Origin of the sequence: Brevibacterium sp. FME37 (genome assembly GCF_014897485.1) — a bacterium.
Classification (GTDB): domain Bacteria; phylum Actinomycetota; class Actinomycetes; order Actinomycetales; family Brevibacteriaceae; genus Brevibacterium.
The window spans coordinates 344,854-362,339 of the sequence record NZ_JABUYE010000001.1; the positions used below are offsets into that span (position 1 = coordinate 344,854).

The 17,486-nt window shown below is 63.5% G+C and carries 13 protein-coding genes and 1 tRNA gene; 10 read left to right on the forward strand and 4 right to left on the reverse strand.

The genetic code is table 11. The features are described 5' to 3' along the window. Nucleotides 1-19 precede the first annotated feature (19 nt). The 5 genes from INT29_RS01530 (at nucleotide 20) to metX (ending at nucleotide 8,243) form a co-directional block, all read left to right on the forward strand. Nucleotides 20-700, forward strand: a complete 681-nt coding sequence (locus INT29_RS01530) for a DNA recombination/repair protein RecA (protein ID WP_226841501.1) — start codon at nucleotides 20-22, stop codon at nucleotides 698-700. After that, nucleotides 690-2,375 carry a Y-family DNA polymerase gene (locus INT29_RS01535; RefSeq protein ID WP_193070521.1) on the forward strand — a complete coding sequence of 562 codons (1,686 nt, stop codon included), beginning with the start codon at nucleotides 690-692 and terminating at the stop codon, nucleotides 2,373-2,375. The genes INT29_RS01530 and INT29_RS01535 overlap by 11 nt, the downstream gene beginning before the upstream one ends. Continuing rightward, on the forward strand, nucleotides 2,375-5,683 hold the full coding sequence (locus INT29_RS01540) for an error-prone DNA polymerase (protein WP_193070522.1): 3,309 nt from the start codon (nucleotides 2,375-2,377) through the stop codon (nucleotides 5,681-5,683). The genes INT29_RS01535 and INT29_RS01540 overlap by 1 nt, the downstream gene beginning before the upstream one ends. Before the next feature lie 201 nt (nucleotides 5,684-5,884). Next, nucleotides 5,885-7,207 carry an O-acetylhomoserine aminocarboxypropyltransferase/cysteine synthase family protein gene (locus INT29_RS01545; RefSeq protein WP_193070523.1) on the forward strand — a complete coding sequence of 441 codons (1,323 nt, stop codon included), beginning with the start codon at nucleotides 5,885-5,887 and terminating at the stop codon, nucleotides 7,205-7,207. Between the two features lies 1 nt (nucleotide 7,208). Beyond that, nucleotides 7,209-8,243, forward strand: a complete 1,035-nt coding sequence (gene metX / locus INT29_RS01550) for a homoserine O-acetyltransferase MetX (RefSeq protein ID WP_193070524.1) — start codon at nucleotides 7,209-7,211, stop codon at nucleotides 8,241-8,243. Nucleotides 8,244-8,452: 209 nt separating this feature from the next. On the opposite strand, the gene INT29_RS01555 is transcribed toward metX, so the two are convergent. After that, complete coding sequence (locus tag INT29_RS01555) at nucleotides 8,453-10,519, reverse strand: acyl-CoA dehydrogenase family protein (protein ID WP_101574464.1); 2,067 nt, start codon at nucleotides 10,517-10,519, stop codon at nucleotides 8,453-8,455. Continuing rightward, on the reverse strand, nucleotides 10,516-11,103 hold the full coding sequence (locus tag INT29_RS01560; protein WP_101574463.1) for a TetR/AcrR family transcriptional regulator: 588 nt from the start codon (nucleotides 11,101-11,103) through the stop codon (nucleotides 10,516-10,518). Before INT29_RS01560 ends, INT29_RS01555 begins: the two co-directional genes overlap by 4 nt. 58 nt (nucleotides 11,104-11,161) lie before the next feature. Here INT29_RS01560 and INT29_RS01565 point away from each other — a divergent pair, with 58 nt between their 5' ends. The 5 genes from INT29_RS01565 (at nucleotide 11,162) to INT29_RS01585 (ending at nucleotide 16,306) form a co-directional block, all read left to right on the forward strand. After that, nucleotides 11,162-12,451: an acetyl-CoA C-acetyltransferase gene (locus INT29_RS01565; RefSeq protein WP_101574462.1), complete on the forward strand. Its 1,290-nt coding sequence runs from the start codon at nucleotides 11,162-11,164 to the stop codon at nucleotides 12,449-12,451. Beyond that, a complete protein-coding gene (locus INT29_RS01570; protein ID WP_193070525.1) occupies nucleotides 12,448-13,800 on the forward strand; it encodes a 3-oxoacyl-ACP reductase in 1,353 nt (450 codons plus the stop codon). The genes INT29_RS01565 and INT29_RS01570 overlap by 4 nt, the downstream gene beginning before the upstream one ends. Beyond that, nucleotides 13,797-14,654, forward strand: coding sequence for a MaoC family dehydratase (locus tag INT29_RS01575; RefSeq protein ID WP_226841503.1), 858 nt, complete (start codon nucleotides 13,797-13,799; stop codon nucleotides 14,652-14,654). The genes INT29_RS01570 and INT29_RS01575 overlap by 4 nt, the downstream gene beginning before the upstream one ends. 115 nt (nucleotides 14,655-14,769) lie before the next feature. Further along, a tRNA-Leu gene (locus INT29_RS01580) sits at nucleotides 14,770-14,857 on the forward strand. 141 nt (nucleotides 14,858-14,998) lie between these two features. Further along, on the forward strand, nucleotides 14,999-16,306 hold the full coding sequence (locus INT29_RS01585) for a M20/M25/M40 family metallo-hydrolase (protein WP_193070526.1): 1,308 nt from the start codon (nucleotides 14,999-15,001) through the stop codon (nucleotides 16,304-16,306). Here the strand turns inward: INT29_RS01585 and INT29_RS01590 are convergent. Together INT29_RS01590 and INT29_RS01595 are read right to left on the reverse strand one after the other, a co-directional pair. Next, nucleotides 16,260-17,237, reverse strand: a complete 978-nt coding sequence (locus INT29_RS01590; RefSeq protein ID WP_193070527.1) for a DMT family transporter — start codon at nucleotides 17,235-17,237, stop codon at nucleotides 16,260-16,262. The two genes, INT29_RS01585 and INT29_RS01590, sit on opposite strands and share 47 nt — an antisense overlap. A gap of 10 nt (nucleotides 17,238-17,247) precedes the next feature. Then, nucleotides 17,248-17,451, reverse strand: a complete 204-nt coding sequence (locus tag INT29_RS01595; protein WP_226830503.1) for a DUF5703 family protein — start codon at nucleotides 17,449-17,451, stop codon at nucleotides 17,248-17,250. Nucleotides 17,452-17,486: the final 35 nt, after the last annotated feature.

Genomic DNA, 17,486 nt, shown 5'->3' on the forward strand with positions numbered 1-17,486 from the left:
TAGTTCGATAATGGATGTCATGTCTGCAGTGCCACTCGTTGAACAGCTCAGCCGGGAGATGGGTATCTCCACGGCCGCCGCTCTGTTCGATGGGCTTGCCCCTCGCACAGTGGATCAGGTGTTGGCACCGATGTTTCGCCGAGGCGGCCTTCCCCGAGGGGAGATCGTGACACTGACCGGGGGCCAATCGTTGAGCTGTGCCCTCGCCACGATCGCCGTCGCAACCCGGGAGCAGAAATGGTGTGCCGGTATCGGACTCGGCGAACCTGCCGTGTCATCCATTGCCGATCTGGGTGTTGACCTCGACCACTTCGTCAACCTCGTCACCCCGGCCGAGGACTGGCTGCGTGTGGTCTCAATCCTCATCGAATCTTTCGACGTCCTCGTCGTCGACCCGGGGTTTCTGCCCAGTGCTGGGGAGCGCGCTCGGCTGCTGGCGAAGGTGCGCGAACGCAAGATCAGCTTCATCAGCCTGACATCGATGCCCGGAAGCACGGAGCAGATCGAGATCACCGACACGCAGTGGTCGGGCACAGAACGCGGTCATGGACGTCTTCGCTCCTGCCTCGTGCAGGCCCGATCACAGACCGGCGTCCACCGGTTCCTGCTGCCGGGACCGGAAGGGACTCCTGCCGAAGCACCAGCGCCCACCCCGGCGGAGGGCATATTCGAACGGCCGGTGATCCGCAGTGTCAGCTGACGTCGCTGCCGAATCCACCGCTGTGCGCATCGATGACCATCGCACACTCGTTCTCAGCGTTCCCGACTGGTCCGCGGTGGCTGCTGCGACCGAACATGATCTCAGTCCTCGTACTCCGGTGGCGGTGCTCAGCGGAGGCCAGGTGGTCGCGGCCAATGCTCCTGCTCGCGCGGCCGGAATCGCTCTGGGCAACAACAAGCGGGCGGTCGGATACCGCTGCCCCGAAGCACATGTGGTCGCTTGGGACGAGGAGGCAGACAACAGACACTTTTCTGCCGGAGTCGGAGCGCTCGAGGAACTCGTGGCACGGTTCACTCTGCTCAGTCCCGGCACGCTCGCCATTCCCCTGGACTCGCTCAAACACGGCTATGCCGATGAGCCCAGCGCCGTTGAGGCTCTGATCTCAGCACTCGTATCGGCGACCGGGTGGGAGTTCTTCCCCGGCATTGCCGGCACCGTGTTCGCAGCAGTCCTTGCCGCGGGGCAGGCACGCCGGGTCGAACCAGGCGAGACTGCGGAGTTCCTAGCTGTGCAGCCGGTCAGCACCCTCGAATATGCCGGGGCAGGTGCGACCGAACTCATCGATACCTTCACCCAGTTGGGCCTGCGAACCTTGGGGGATCTGGCCGCGCTCGACGCACGGGACGTGAACTCACGATTCGGGGCGCTGGGCAAGCGTGCGCACGACCTGGCCACGGGAGTCGAGTGGGCGCCTCTGAGCGATCATGTCCGGGAAGAACGACTCAATGTCGAACTCGGTCTGGACACGCCGACGACTCGCAGTGACACTTTGGGATTCCTGACCCGCCAGCTTGCCGCCGAGCTCCTGACCGCCGTGCGCAGCCGAGGACTCGTGTGCACACAGATCACGATCGAGCTCATCGCCGTCTCGGGACAGTCCTCGAAGCGGACCTGGCGGATCGAAGACATGAACGAGAACACCATCGCCGACCGTCTGCGGTGGCAGGCAGAGGGGTGGTTGGCCGGAGCCACTCGACAGGGACCAACCGCTGCCAGAACCGGACCACAGACCGGATCCGGACCACAGGCCCAGGCCGGGTCGGCTCCTCAGATCGGAACGGCTCCCGACGATCTTGGCCCCGATCCGGAGGACTTCTCCGAGGAGGGCATCATCGCTGTGGGCCTTGTGGCCGCGGAGCTGACCACTCCCATCGGCGCGACGAGGAGTCTGTTCGATGAGAACACCGGGCAGGTCACTCACACGCTGGAGCGGCTGCAGGGACTGTTCGGCCCCGACTCGGTCCTGGTCCCGGGTCTGCAGGGCGGATGGGATCCGGCCGAGACCAACCTGTGGACACCGTGGCAGCAGGCGGCATCGCCTGTGCGCAGCCCCGGAGCTCCCTGGCCCGGGGCACTGCACGCACCCCGACCCACGACGGTCGAACATCTGCCCGTCGATGTGCTCGCCGCAGGAGGGCGACCAGTGGGGGCTCGTCCCGCAGGTCTGGAATCGGCACCGTATGCGATCCGCTTTCCCACCGGGACCACCGAGGAGATCGTTGACTATTCAGGTTCCTGGCCCGTGGAATCCGGTTGGTGGGATCCGGCGAAAGCCATCTATCGGACCCGCCTGCAGGTCGTCACCGGCTCGGGGCAGGCGCTGCTGCTGAGCAAAGAGAACGGCCAGTGGTACATAACCGGACGGTACCGCTGATGGGCTTTTCGAATCCGCGCACCCCCTGGTCCCAGCTGGCCCAGCGGTTGGAAGGCAAACACGCCGATGGGTCCGATGCTCCTGCCTTCTCCCGACCCGATCGTCATCAGGTGTCGGTGGGTCCCGGCGGCTCCGATGGCACCGGTCGGTATTCGGGTCCCGGGCAGGGGCCCCTTCTGCGGACCTCCACGGTCGAGTGGGCCGAGCTGCATGTGCACTCCCAGTTCAGTTTCCTCGATGGGGCCTCCGACCCGGAGGAACTCGTGACCGCAGGCGCCGCAGCAGGGCTGACGTCCTTGGCGCTGACCGATCACAACGGTCTCTACGGTGCGGTGCGGTTCGCCCATGCCGCCGCCGAGGTGGGTCTGCCCACCGTCTTCGGCGCGGAGCTGTCCGTGGGGTTGGAGGAGAAGATCCCCGGCCAGACCGACCCCGATGCCACCCACCTTCTGGTCCTCGCCCGCGGGGTCGAGGGCTACCACAGACTGTCGATGGCCATCACCGAGGCCAACCTGGCCGGGGAGAAGAACCGACCGGTCTTCGGTCTCGAAGAGCTGGCCGCGATGAGCGGGGACTGGACGATCCTCACCGGCTGCCGCAAAGGTCCCCTGCGTCGAGCCCTGAACGACCCAGATGGTGGACTCGGCGCCCTGCAGAACCTCATCGCGCTCTTCGGAGCCGAACGGATCGCGGTGGAACTCAGCCGGGATGGGACTCCAGACGATGATGAACGGCTGCGCCACCTCGGCGAGCTTGCACAGCGAACGAATCTGCCGGTCGTAGCCAGCAACAGTGTGCACTTCGCTACCCGGGCGCAGTGGAAGTCAGCGCAGGTGAGAGCCTCGGTGAGGTCTCGGCTGTCCCTCGACGAATTGGCCGGGTGGCTGCCTGCGACGGCGAATGCCCGGATCCACACAGGGGAGGAGATGGCCGCACGCTTCCCTCGTCAGGCTCTGGAGAACGCCGTGGCCATCGGCAAAGAGTGCTCCTTCGTTCTGAACTCGGCGCGTCCGGATCTGCCGCGTGCCCCGATGCCCGATGCCAGGGGCGCCGAGGAATATCTGCGTGAGCTCATCGAAGATCGCGGCGCCAAGCGCTACGGATCCCGGAGCGTGAATCCGAAGGCCTGGGCACAGCTGGATCGGGAGATGAACATGATCGCGGAACTGGGGTTCTGCGGATACTTCCTCATCGTCTACGACATCACCGAGTTCTGCCATCGGGTGTCCATCTTCTGCCAGGGGAGAGGCTCGGCGGCGAACTCCGCAGTCTGCTATGTCCTCGACATCACCGCCGTCGACGCGGTCAAGCACGAACTCCTCTTCGACCGCTTCCTCTCACCCGATCGCAAGGGCTACCCGGACATCGACATCGACATCGAATCGGGCAGGCGCGAAGAGGTCATCCAATATGTCTATGATCATTTCGGCCGTGAACGGGCCGCCCAGGTCGCCAATGTCATCACCTACCGGGCGAAGTCAGCGATCCGCGACGCGGCCTTCAGCCTGGGCTACGAACCGGGTCAGCAGGATGCGTTCTCAAAAGCCAGCAACCGCTGGTCAACCCTGCCCGAAGCGGAGGACTCCCCAGTTCCGGCCCCGGTGCTCAGCATCGCAGATGACCTTCTCGGCTCACCCCGGCACCTGGGCATCCACTCCGGCGGCATGATCCTCGCCGATCGTCCCATCGGTGAGGTCGTGCCGATCGAGAAGGCCACAATGGGTCATCGCACCGTTGTCCAATGGGATAAGGATGACTGTGCGGCCATGGACCTGGTGAAATTCGATCTGCTGGGACTGGGCATGCTCACCGCACTCCACGAGATGGTCGACCTGGTCCACCGGCACACGGGCGAACTCATCGAACGCGCCCACATCGACGACGAGGACGAGGCGGTCTATAAGATGCTGCAGAAGGCCGATGCGGTGGGAGTCTTCCAGGTCGAGTCCCGGGCTCAGCTGGCGACCCTGCCGCGCCTCAAACCCGAGAAATTCTACGACCTCGCCGTTCAGGTCGCCCTGATCAGGCCCGGCCCCATCCAGGGCGGATCTGTCCACCCCTACATCCGCAGACGGCAAGGACTTGACGACGTGGAATACCTCCACCCTCTGCTGCGCAAGTCCCTGGCCAAGACCTACGGGGTGCCGCTGTTCCAAGAGCAGCTCATGCAGATGGCCATCGACGTCGGCGGTTTCACCGGTGCCGATGCCGATCAGCTGCGGCAGGCGATGGGATCGCGACGGTCAGAGAAGCGGATGACCGAACTGGCGCAGAAATTCCAGACCGGTTCGGCCGCCAAAGGAGTCGACGAGGAGACCGCGGAGTCCATCTTCTCCACGATTGCCGCGTTCGCCAACTACGGGTTCCCCGAATCTCACGCGATCAGCTTCGCGAATCTCGTCTACCAGTCGGCCTGGTTCAAATACCACCACCATGCGGCCTTCACAGTGGGCCTGCTGCGCAGTCAGCCGATGGGCTTCTACTCACCGCAGTCGCTCGTCGCCGACGCCCGCCGCCACGGTGTGAGAATCCTGCCTGTGGACATTCGCCATTCGATGTCCGGCAGCGACCTGGAGCGCCTCGAGACCGATGACACCGGAGTCTCGGGCGAGTTCGGGATCCGGTTGGGCCTGGATTCGGTGGCCCATGTGGGGTCCTTCGCCGAGGTGATCGTGACCGAACGTGAGAACGCACCATTCACCTCGGTGGCGGACCTAGCTGAAAGGACAGGGATCGGGAAGCAGGCACTCGAAGGACTCGCTACCGCGGGGGCGCTGAGCTGCTTCGATCTTGACCGCAGACAGGCACTGTGGCTGGCCGGCGGGGTCGCGGGAGCACACCCGGGAGTGCTGCCGGGAACCGCCACGATCTCCTCGGCGCCGACCCTGCCGACCATGGACGCCTTCGACACGACCTTGGCCGAACTCTTCTCCACCGGGATCACCGTCGACGGGTACCCGACCGAGATCCTGCGAGCGTCCCTGATCGAACGCGGTTACGCTTCGACGGCGGATGCCGCGGCGGCTGCCGACGGGACCCGGATGACGGTGGCCGCCATCGTCACGCACCGACAGCGCCCGGCCACCGCCTCGGGAATCACATTTATCAACCTCGAGGACGAATTCGGGATGCTCAACGTCGTGGCCACGGCCGGGCTGATGAAACGGTTCCGGCCGATCGCAACCTCGCGCAACGCCCTCGTGGTCACCGGGCTGATCCAACGCGGGGGAGAGGTCGTGAGTCTCTACGCCCACAAGCTCATTCCGCTCGAGGTGCAGCTGCCGACCAAGGCCCGCAATTTCCGCTGAGACCACGACTGCGAACGCCGACATGAGTGCGCGTCGATATAGACCCGGACGGTGCAAGTGGTGTGACGAAACATGACGCCAGGTGACATAAACATGACGAGATCGCATGCTTGCGGCCTGAGAGTCGATGACAGTAGTGACATCACCAATTCACTCGCGCGGACCACCACGGGCGAATCAACCGTACTCGAAGGAGACATCATGACGCAGTCATTTGAAACGCGACAGATCCATGCCGGCCAGACACCGGACCCGACCACCGGCTCCAGGGCACTGCCCATCCACCAGACCACCTCATTCGTCTTCGACAGCAATGAGACCGCGGCCAACCGCTTCGCACTCACCGAACTCGGCCCCATCTACACCCGCATCACCAACCCGACCACAGAGGTCGTGGAGAACCGCATCGCCGACCTCGAAGGCGGAGTCCACGCTGTGCTCACGGCATCGGGACAGTCAGCAGCCCTGCTGGCCATCACGAACATCGCCGAAGCCGGTGATCACATCGTCGCCAGCTCCAGCCTCTACGGCGGAACCTACAACCTGCTCCACGTGACCCTGCGCAAGCTAGGCATCGAGACCACGTTCGTCGACGTCGATGACCTCGATGCGTGGAAGAACGCGGCGCAGGAGAATACGAAGCTCTTCTTCGCCGAGGTTGTGTCCAATCCTCGCTCCGATGTCCTCGACATCTCGGCAGTGGCCGACATCGCCCACGAGGCCGGTGTTCCGCTCTTCACCGACAACACCCTGGCCACCCCCTACTTGGTGCGCCCGATCGAACACGGTGCCGACGTCGTTCTCCATTCAGCCACCAAATACCTCGGCGGACACGGCACCTCGATCGCCGGAGTCGTCGTCGACAGCGGAAACTTCGACTACGGCACACAGCCGGAGAAGTTCCCCGGCTTCAACACCCCGGACGAGTCCTACAACGGTCTGGTCTATGCCCGCGACCTCGGCGCGGATTCGCCGTTCGGTGCCAACGTCTCCTTCGGCCTCAAGGCCCGTGTGCAGGGTCTGCGTGATCTCGGACCGGCCGCCAGCCCGTTCAATGCCTTCCTCATCGCCCAGGGACTTGAGACTCTGAGCCTGCGCATCGACCGCCATGTCGAGAATGCGAACACAGTTGCCTCCTACCTCGAAAACCACGAGCAGGTCAGCCGCGTCGCCTTCGCCGGACTCGAGTCCAGCCCATGGCACGACAAGGCGAAGAAGTACCTGCCCAACGGTGTCGGCTCGGTCCTGTCCTTCGACATCAACGGCGGCTTCGACGCCGCTGTGGCCTTTGTCGATGCGCTCGAACTGCACTCACACGTGGCCAACATCGGCGACGTCCGCTCCTTGGTCATCCACCCGGCATCGACGACTCACTCGCAGCTCGGCGAAGAGGCGCAGGCTGCTGCCGGTGTGAATCCGGCCCTCGTGCGTCTGTCCGTGGGGCTCGAAGGCAGCGAGGACATCATCGCCGACATCGACAAGGGCTTCGCCGCTGCCGCAGCGATTGCATCGGCCGCCGCCTGACATGACTACCCAGAGCACTTCCGTCGAGCGAATTCTGGGCTTCGTCACAGAATCCGGACACACGTTCGGAACTGTCGAGGTCGCCTACGAAACCTTTGGCACACTCAACTCGGACCGCAGCAACGCGGTTCTGATCGAACACGCACTGACCGGCGACACCAGCGTCACCGAATGGTGGGCGGGCGTCGTCGGCCCGGGCGAGGCGATCGACACGAACGAATACTTCGTGGTGTGTGCGAATTCTCTCGGCGGGTGCTCGGGTACCACTGGACCCCAGTCCGTCTATGACGACGGATTACCCTATGGGTCCAGATTTCCTACGGTCACGATCCGCGATATGGCCCGCTTGGAACACAATCTCGCACAGATCCTCGGAATCGACTCCTGGCATGCCGTCATCGGCGGGTCGATGGGTGGAGCCAGAGCCCTCGAATTCTCTCTCCTCGACAAACGCAAGGTGAAGAAATGCGCGATCATCGCCGCACCAGCCTTCTCCGAAGCCGACCAGATCGCCTGGGCGATGATGCAGGAACGCGCCATCGAACTCGACCCCGGCTACTACTCCGGTGACTACACCGCGGTCGGCGCTTTCCCTGCCCAGGGCCTGGGACTTGCCCGGCAGATCGCGCACCTGACCTATCGCAATGATGCGGAGCTCAACCACCGGTTCTCCCGACGGCGCAGATCACCTGATTACTACGAGGTCACCTCGTATCTCGATCACCAGGCGAAGAAGCTCACCGCCCGGTTCGACCCACACAGCTACGTCGTGCTCACCCGTGCCCTGCGCGACCACGATGTGCGCATCGGTCGTTCACACGACCTGGCGACATCATTGGCCGACAGCTGCACCGACAACCTCGTCGTCTCGGTCTCCTCGGATCGGCTGTTTCCGCCCGCACAGGTCGAATTGCTCGCCCAGAGTCTGCCCGGAGCCGTGACCCATCACGTCATCGAATCCGACGTCGGGCATGACGGCTTCCTCACAGAGACTGCCGCGATTTCGGCGGCGTTGAAGGACTTCCTCAACGCCTGAGCGCAGGCAGACGTCTGCGATCAGGCAAACAAACACCTGAGTCCATGCAGCTGGCCTGCGACCGGCGCACACGAGCCAGTCTGCGGCCGATGCTAGTCAGACAGTCACAGACGAGACAATCACAGACGAGACGAACGTGGGAGGGGCCGTGCAGCAATCAAGCTGCACGGCCCCTCCCACATCTTCTGGGCTATCTATCTAGCTATCAGTTATTTGCTGGCTTTCGCCTTACGTCCGCCCTTGTTGGCCGCCTTCTGCGCAGCTTTCGCGGCCTTGCGCAGCTGTTTCTCCTCCACAGGGTAGTTCTCCTGTGCGCGGGAGTGACGGAAGTAGTCGGCGGCTTCGGTCTGACGCTCGGCCTCGATGCCGGTCGCGATCGTTGCGCGGCGGTGATCATCGCCGTAGCCGAAGGCGTCCACGAGGTCCAAGGCGTTGGCGGACAGCTTCGCACACAGACGGTTGAGCGTCTCGTTGAGCTGGCGGGCACGCAGCATCGGGAGACGACCGTACATGAGGTGCCAGCCGACGTGCTTCTCGATGAGAGTCAGGCCGTAAGTATCGCGCAGACGGCGGAAGAGCTTGCTCTGGTCCGGGTCTGTCTGTTCCCTCATCGTTTCGTCGAGGGCCTTCCACTTCTCCAGCTCGACGTAGGCGCGCGCCATCTCGATGAACTCGTGCTGGTTGTCGTTGAAGACTCCAGCCGCATCGGCCTGCGACATCTTAGCGGCAGGACGCAGTGCTTGGGCGAGGTTCGAGAGCATGACCTCGAGCCTGGTCTCCAGCAGCGAACGCTGCAGCTTCCCGGAACGGATCCGCTTCTCGTTCAGGTTCAGTGTGAAGACGTCGGAGATCGCGAGGCCCGCATTGGCGATGCCGGTTCGGTAGAGCGTGTGCTCGGCGGCCTGGGTGCCGATGAAGCGGGCGGCCCCACCGACATCGATATGTGCGAGTTCTTTGGCATAGTCGCCGAGGAGGCGCTTGCCTGCCAGCTGCAGGAGCACAGTGTTGTCACCTTCGAACGTGGCGTAGACGTCGAGGTCTGCGCGCAGTCCCACAAGACGGTTCTCGGCCATGAACCCGGCACCGCCGCAGGCTTCGCGGCTTTCCTGGATGACGTCGAGGGCCATCCAGGTGGTGTCGGCCTTGAACGCTGCGGCCCGAGTCTCGAGCAGCGCGCGATTCTCATCGCTCTCATCGGCGCCGGAGAACACCTCTTCGAATGAGGTGAGCAGCTTCTCGTGTGCGAAGGCCGAGGCGTAGACGGAGGCGATGGCCGGCATCAGGCGACGCTGGTGCTGCTGGTAATCCAAGAGTGTGGTCTCGTTGATGTCATCGACCGAGGTGAACTGCTTGCGCTCGAGACCGTAGCGAACGGCGATGTCGAGTGCCAGCTTCGATGCGACGATGGCGGCGCCGTCGAGGGAGACACGTCCCTGGACCAGGGTGCCGAGCATCGTGAAGAAGCGGCGTCCCGGGGAGTCGATGGGGGAGGAATACGTGCCATCGGCGGTCACCGCACCATAGCGGTCGAGGAGGTTGAATCGTGGAATGCGGATCTCGTCGAAGATGATCCGTCCGTTGTCGACGCCTTTGAGTCCGCCCTTGAAAGCGTCGTCTTCGATGGTGATACCCGGCAGCACTTCACCGTCTTCATCACGGATCGGGACGAAGAACGCGTGCACACCATGGTTGACTCCAGCGGTGATGAGCTGGGCGAAGACCACGGCAGCGCGTGCATCACGCGCTGCGTTGCCGATGTATTCCTTGGTTGCGGCGCGGAAGGGCGTGTTGATGACGAATTCCTCGTCCTCAGCCGAATACGTCGCGGTGGTTCCGACCGCGGCGACATCGGATCCGTGGCCGATCTCCGTCATCGCGAATGAGCCCAGAAGTTTGCCCTTCTGAGCATCCAGCAGCCAGGCCTGGTGCTGTTCGGAGTTGCCCAGGTGAAGGATCGCTCCGCCGAAGAGCCCGAACTGGACCCCGGCCTTGATCTGGAGGCTGGGGGAGGCAGTGACGGTCTCCTCGAAGCCGGCGACGTTAGTCGCGTGTTGGTTGAGGCCGCCCAGTGATGTGGGCAGGCTCGTCATGGTCAGACCGGTGTCGGCCATGATGCCCACACCGGTCAGCGTCTTTGCCCGTGTGGTTTCAAGGTCATCGGCAGGATCCTCATGAGTGATCTCGTCGAGTGCCAGGGTGCGCCCCTGGCGTCGTGCCTCGGCCCACCGGCCGTCGAGGGCGTCGTTGATCGCCTGTGGATCAAGGGAAAGCTTCATTCGTCTACTCCTAGTTTTGCGGGCAACGAGGCCCAGAGCCATTGACTGATTGCGGTGGCGAATTCATCGGGACGGCTGGGATCGGCCAGCCAGTTTTCGGTCGCGGCACGCACGAAACCGATTGCGCCTGCTGCCCACAGCTGTCCCTGAGTACCCTCAAGGACAAGCCGATCGGCGAGGAGGCTGGCGATTGAATTGAAGAATCCGCCGGTCTCCGTCGGTGCGAAGCGGTTGACTGCCGTATCGCAGAATCGGTAGATGTTCGGTGATTCTGCGGCGAGCGCGACGAACGCACGGATCATTTTGGTCAGTGCGTCCTGTGCCGAGGTTGCTGTTGCGTCATCGAGTGACTTGGAGATGACATTCATCGCCCATTCGCCCATGGCCGCCTGCAGACCCGCGCGATCCGTGAAATATCTGTAGAGCACGGACTTGGTGGTGCCCGAATGCTCGGAGATCTGCTCCATCGACAGCTCGTCTCCGTGCTCATCAACGACGTGCCGGACGGCGCGCAGCAGCTCGTGGCGCCTGAGGTCGCGATGCTGCTGCCACCGAGTGGACCGACCATCTGTGAGCGATTTCATGTGACAGACGGTATCAGGTACTGTCGGTAACAGTTAAATCCACATACCGGAGGTGCAAATGTCCACTCCCAATCAGCGTGCCGTCATCCTTGGCGGTAACCGTATTCCGTTCGCTCGTTCGAACAAGCAATATTCCAAGGCGAGCAATCTCGATATGCTCACGAGCGCCCTCGACGGACTCGTGGCCCGCTTCGGCTTGGCCGGTGAGAGCATCGGCGAAGTCGCCGGCGGCGCAGTCCTCAAACATTCGAAGGATTTCAACCTCACTCGTGAGGCGGTTCTCGGTTCCGCCCTGTCGCCGACGACTCCCGCGTTTGATGTCGGGCAGGCCTGTGCCACCGGTCTCGAGACCGTGGTCAGCCTCAACAACAAGATCAATGCCGGTCAGCTCGAGTCCGGCATCGCGTCTGGCGTGGACTCCGCGTCGGATGCGCCGATCGTCATCAACGACTCGATGCGTGAGATTCTGCTCGAACTCACGCGAGCCAAGACCATTGCTCAGCGGGCGAAGATCGCCGCACAGATCCGTCCGGCCTACCTGGCGCCTCAGGCTCCGTCGACGGGTGAGCCACGTACTGGCATGAGCATGGGTGAGCACCAGGCGATCACCACCGCCGAGTGGAAGATCACCCGCGAGGCGCAGGACGCACTAGCCCTGGCCTCTCACCACAATCTCGCCCGTGCCTGGGACGAGGGATTCTTCGATGACCTCTCGACCCCGTACCTTGGAGTCAGCCGCGACACCAACATGCGGGCGGATTCCTCCGCCGAATCCCTGGCTAAGCTGTCGCCCGTGTTTGGCAAGAACCTGAATACTCCGGCATCGATGACTGCCGGCAACTCGACTCCGCTGACAGACGGAGCGTCCTCCGTCCTGCTCGGCAGCGAAGATTGGGCGGCCGAACACGGCTTCACACCCCTGGCTCGCCTCGTCGATGCCGAAGCAGCAGCGGTCGACTTCGTCGACGGTGCCGAGGGTCTGCTCATGGCTCCGGCCTACGCAGTCCCACGCCTTCTAGCCCGCAACGGCCTCACCTTCGAAGACTTCGATGCCTTTGAGATCCATGAGGCATTCGCGTCGACCGTGCTCAGCCACCTGGCGGCATGGGAATCAGAGAAGTTCTGCCGTGAGAAGGCCGGCCTCGACGGAGCACTTGGCTCCATCGATCGGGCCAAGCTGAACCCACTGGGGTCAAGCCTCGCCGCCGGACACCCGTTCGCAGCGACCGGTGGACGCATCATCGCCTCCACCGCGAAGTACCTCAAGCTCACTGGCAAGAAGAGGTCACTGGTCTCGATCTGCGCAGCAGGCGGCCAGGGACTCACAGCGATTGTGGAGGCAGCATGAAAGACACCTACCTGGGCTTGGTCAACGGCCCACTGAAGCAGGTCGCAAAGACACTCGGCCTGCCCCAGCCCGTCGAACTGCACCGTTTCGACTCGACCCCAGCTGACTATCGCCGCAAACCGGTCCTCGTCCTCGGGTCCGGACCGGAAGCACAGAAGCTGGCCGACCTGCTGTTGGGCAACGGCCTCGAAGTGCGCCGCCATGCCAACGCGGGGGAGTCCCTGCGCGCGATCATCGCAGTCTTCGACGAAGTCACAGCGCCCGGCGACTTGTCGGAGACAGTGCTCGAGATCGGAACGGCTCTGCGCTCACTGGCCCGCTGCGGTCGCGTCATTACAGTTTCACCGTCCCCCAACCCGTCGCAGCAGGGTCCCGAGCTCGCTGCAGCCGCTCAGGGAATCACCGGCCTGACACGGTCCATGGCTCACGAGATGCGCCGAGGAGCAACCGCTAACGGCATACTCCTCGACGGCGTCGACATGCAGGCTCCCTCTGTGGCCACCGCGCTGTGGTTCCTGCTCTCAGGCAAATCAGCCTATGTTTCGGGACAGTTCATCACCGTCTCCACTCAGGCCGGCACTCCGATCGGGATGAAGGAGTTCCTGTCCACTGGTGAGGCTGGCCCGCTGGCCGGACGAACCGCAGTCGTGACCGGTGCCGCCCGCGGGATCGGAGCGGCGATTGCGCGCAACCTGGCCCGTGACGGCGCAGACCTCATCGGCGTCGACATGCCGCAGGCCGGACAGGCCCTAGCCGAGGTGATGAATGAGGTCGGCGGTCGATCCCTCCAACTCGACATCACCACGAACACGGCGGCTGAGAAGATCGCCGAGGCGGTCGGTGGTCCCGTGGATATCCTCGTCCACAATGCGGGAATCACCCGAGACAAGATGCTGGCGAATATGGATGCCTCCCGATGGGACTCTGTCATTGCCGTCAACATCGCCTCCCAGGCTAGGATCAACGCTTACTTGAAGGCTCAGGATCTGCTCGCCGAAGGTGCACAGGTGGTCTCACTGGCCTCGACCTCGGGCATCGCAGGCAACCGCGGCCAGACGAACTACGCGACCTCGAAGGCCGGAGTCGTCGGACTCACCGCTGCCTCGGCGTCGGACTTCGCCAAACGCGGAGGAACGATCAATGCTGTGGCTCCCGGGTTCATCGAAACCGATATGACGGCCAAGATGCCGACCCTGACCCGGCAGGTCGCCCGCAGGCTCTCCAGCCTCCAGCAGGGGGGACAGCCGGTCGACGTGGCCGAGACCATCGGATTCCTCGCCTCGGCGGGAGCCCGAGGGATCAACGGGCTGACGCTGCGCGTGTGCGGCCAGAACATGGTCGGTGCATGATGGCCAAGGATTCAATGCTGCCGCTCTACGCCAAGGCTGTGCTCAAGGCTCTGCCGTTGGGCACACGCACAAGCCCTGACCTTCCCAACCGAGCACTGGACCGCAGCATGCCCATCGAGGCCGCTGCCTACGCCGGTTTCACCGGTGTCATCGAAGCCGGGTTGGGCAATATCGTCCATCCGGGCTACCTGCACGTCCTCGCCTTCCCGCTGAGCATGCAGCTGCTCAGCGATCCCGAGGTGCCGTTGCCGATGATGGGCATGGTCCACATCCACAACAGGATTGACACACTCGGTCGCGTGTATGTCGGTGACAGTGTCGATTTCCATGTGGAGCTGGCTGGTCCGTTCCAACATTCGGCAGGGACCACGATCGAGGTCATCGTCGAGGCGAAGGTTGACGGTTCCCTGCGCATGCGCGAGACCACGACCTACCTGGCCAAGGGCAAGAAGCTGCCCAATGCTGAAGCGAAGCCGCAACCGCAACGGGAGGAGTTCACAGCTCCGACCCCGACTGCCCTGTGGCGACTCGATCCGATCATCGGCCAGCGCTATGCCCATGCTTCGGGAGATTACAACCCGATCCACCTCAATGGCTTGGCGGCCAAGGGCTTCGGCTTCCCGCGTCTCATCGCACACGGTATGTACGGCGCCTCGCGTTCCCTGTCCGCGGTCGACACGAGGCTCGATGCCTATCGCTGGGATGTGGCGTTCGCGAAACCTGTGCTGCTGCCGTCGACCGTTGGCTTCGCCATCACCGAGGGGCGTCGGCATGAGGCCGCGAAGTTCGCCGTCTTCGACCTCAAGTCCGGCAAACCGCACATCCTCTCCGAGGTGTCTGAGCTGGCCGAATGAGCCTGCGCGCGGTGATGCGCGGAGCTACAGAGAATTCTGTAAGTGCCGTGTGTCACAATCGGCCGATCTGATTTTGCACGGCCGAAAGTCGCGTGTAAAGTAATCTCTGTTGCCAGCGCGAGTGGCGGAATTGGTAGACGCGCTAGCTTGAGGTGCTAGTGCCCAACTTATCGGGCGTGGGGGTTCAAGTCCCCCTTCGCGCACAACAGAGGAAATGGCCTCCGGATCTGATCCGGAGGCCATTTCTCATTCACCCCTGAATTCGGACATCGCAGGTCGCGGCGACACAGTTGCTATAACGTAGATCACGTCAGCATCTTCGCACCTATCCGACGGGAGACACCGTGTACGATTTCAGCGCCGCCGAGGCCGAGGTCACTTCGCTGTGCCAGCAGCTCATCCGCATCGACACCCAGAACTGGGGCGGCAACAAGGTCAACCCCGAACGGCCGGCAGCGGACCTCATCGCCTCCTGGTTCGACGAGGTGGGGCTGACGTCGACCATCATCGAATCCGCACCGGGACGGGCCTCCCTGGTCGCTCGCATCAAGGGAACCGATCCCGAAGCCGATGCGCTCGTCGTCCACGGCCACACCGACGTGGTCCCCGCAGCGGCCGAGGACTGGAGCGTCGACCCCTTTGCCGGCGTGATCAAGGACGGGTTGCTCTGGGGCCGCGGAGCCGTTGACATGAAGGATATGGACGCGATGATCATCGCCGCGGTCCGGGACATGCTCCGTCAGGGTCTGAGTCCGCGCCGAGACCTCATCATCGCCTTCTTCGCCGATGAAGAGGCCGGCGGCAACTACGGTGCCCGCTACATGGTGCGCAACCACCCAGAACTCTTCGCCGGAGCCACCGAGGCGATCTCCGAGGTCGGCGGGTATTCCGTCGACGTCCGTGGCCAGCGCGTGTACCTCGTTCAGACCGCTGAGAAGGGCCTCGCCTGGCTCAACCTCATCGCCCACGGCACCGCGGGCCATGGCTCCCAGCGCAACGACGACAACCCCGTCACGCGCCTGGCCGCCGCCATCGCCCGCATCGGCGAATATCCCTGGCCACAGGAGATCCCAGTCGCGACCCGGCAGCTCCTCGAAGGAGTCGCGGACATCACTGGCATCGAATTCCGGGCCGATACGATCGGAGAGCTGCTGGCTGAACTCGGGTCGGTTGAGAAGTTCGTGGCACCGACCCTGCAGAACACCTCGAATCCGTCATTCCTCAACGCCGGCTACAAACATAACGTCATCCCGGGAACGGCCACCGCATACGTCGACTGCCGCACCCTGCCGGGTCAGCACGAGGACGTGATGCTCAAGATCAAGGAACTCGCGGGCGAAGGCATCGACATCGAGGCCAATGACGAGGGCGATGCCCTGGAGGCGCCCTTCGACACCCCACTTGTCGCGCAGATGCAGAAGAGTCTGCTCGATGACGATCCCACCGCGAAGGTGCTGCCGTACACGCTCTCGGGGGGCACTGACAACAAGTCCATGGCTGAGCTGGGCATCACCGGCTACGGATTCGCACCGCTGCAGCTGACCGGAGACCTCGACTTTCCGGCCATGTTCCACGGCGTCGACGAGAGGGTTCCGATCTCGGCTCTCAAGTTCGGGGCGAGGGTCCTGGGCGATTTCCTGATGAAGGCATAATCGTAATCGCGATCCCGAGGAGCACCAGGGCGGCGCTGATGACCGTCGTGGTGCTCACCAGGGATCCGGGCATGGGCAGCAGGAGGTCAAGCAGGAGCGCCCCGAGTAGATTTCCGAACAGGGAGAACAGGCTGAGCAGCAGCACGCCGAGCTTCGCCACGGTCAGCGCCGTCAGTCCGATGAAGACGACGCCGAAGGCCCCACCGAGCAGCATCCACCACTGAGTGGGCTCAGTCGGAAATCCTGTCCAGGTCACCCCGGATGCCATGATGACCCCAGCAGCCGCGAGCAGGGCGAGGAAGCCGACGGCGAAGTTCACAGTGGTGGCGACGATGACCGAGCCTGTGGCGGCTTTGATCCGCCCATTGAACGCCTGCTGGACGGAGGTCAGGGCACCAGAGGCGAAGGGCAGCAGCAGCGCCCAGAGCGGGACGCCCAGATTGAGTCTCTCCGAGGCTCCGTAGACGAGGGCGGCGATGACGATGAGGACACCGAAGACTCGGAGGACCGTCAGACGCTGCCTGCCTCCCGGTGGTAGGCGTGTGGAGTCGACGGCGAGGCCACCGGTGACCTGGCCGGAGACGAATGCCATGGTGAACATCGCCACGCCCATGATCGGCACGGTCGACGCCTGAGCGATGACGACGAGACCACCGCTGAGCCCGCCGAGGAGCATCCACCATGGCATCGCGTGAGTCCGGACCATCCGGATCAGAGCCAGGGCACCGGTCCGAGAGCGCGAGGAGCACAGCAGGGTCGTGCCCACGAGGATGAGACCGATGAAGAACGAAACGAGCGCGGCGAAGACAGAATGACCCAGGATCGGACCGAGCAGGCCGTTGGCACGTCCCTGGAGGGACATGGCACCGCCGGCCGCGATGGTGACGAGACCGGCGAAGAGGACAGGCAGAAGTGCGGCAGGGGATTTCACAGGGTCGGTGTCAGCTGCTCAATGTCAGGGGCATGATCTTCCGACGCAGCCAGACGGTCTTGGTGCCGCCAACAGAGATTCGAGTCCGGGCGAGTTCCCATTTGCCGTACTCCGCCTCATCATTGAGTTCCTGCAGACTCATAGATCGCGGAGTTTCTCTGGAGAACGAGACCTTGCGAAACTCATAGGCCATGCTGGGACGCTGACGCTTCATAGGCCCACTGTAAACGATCTGGGCTAGTGTTGATC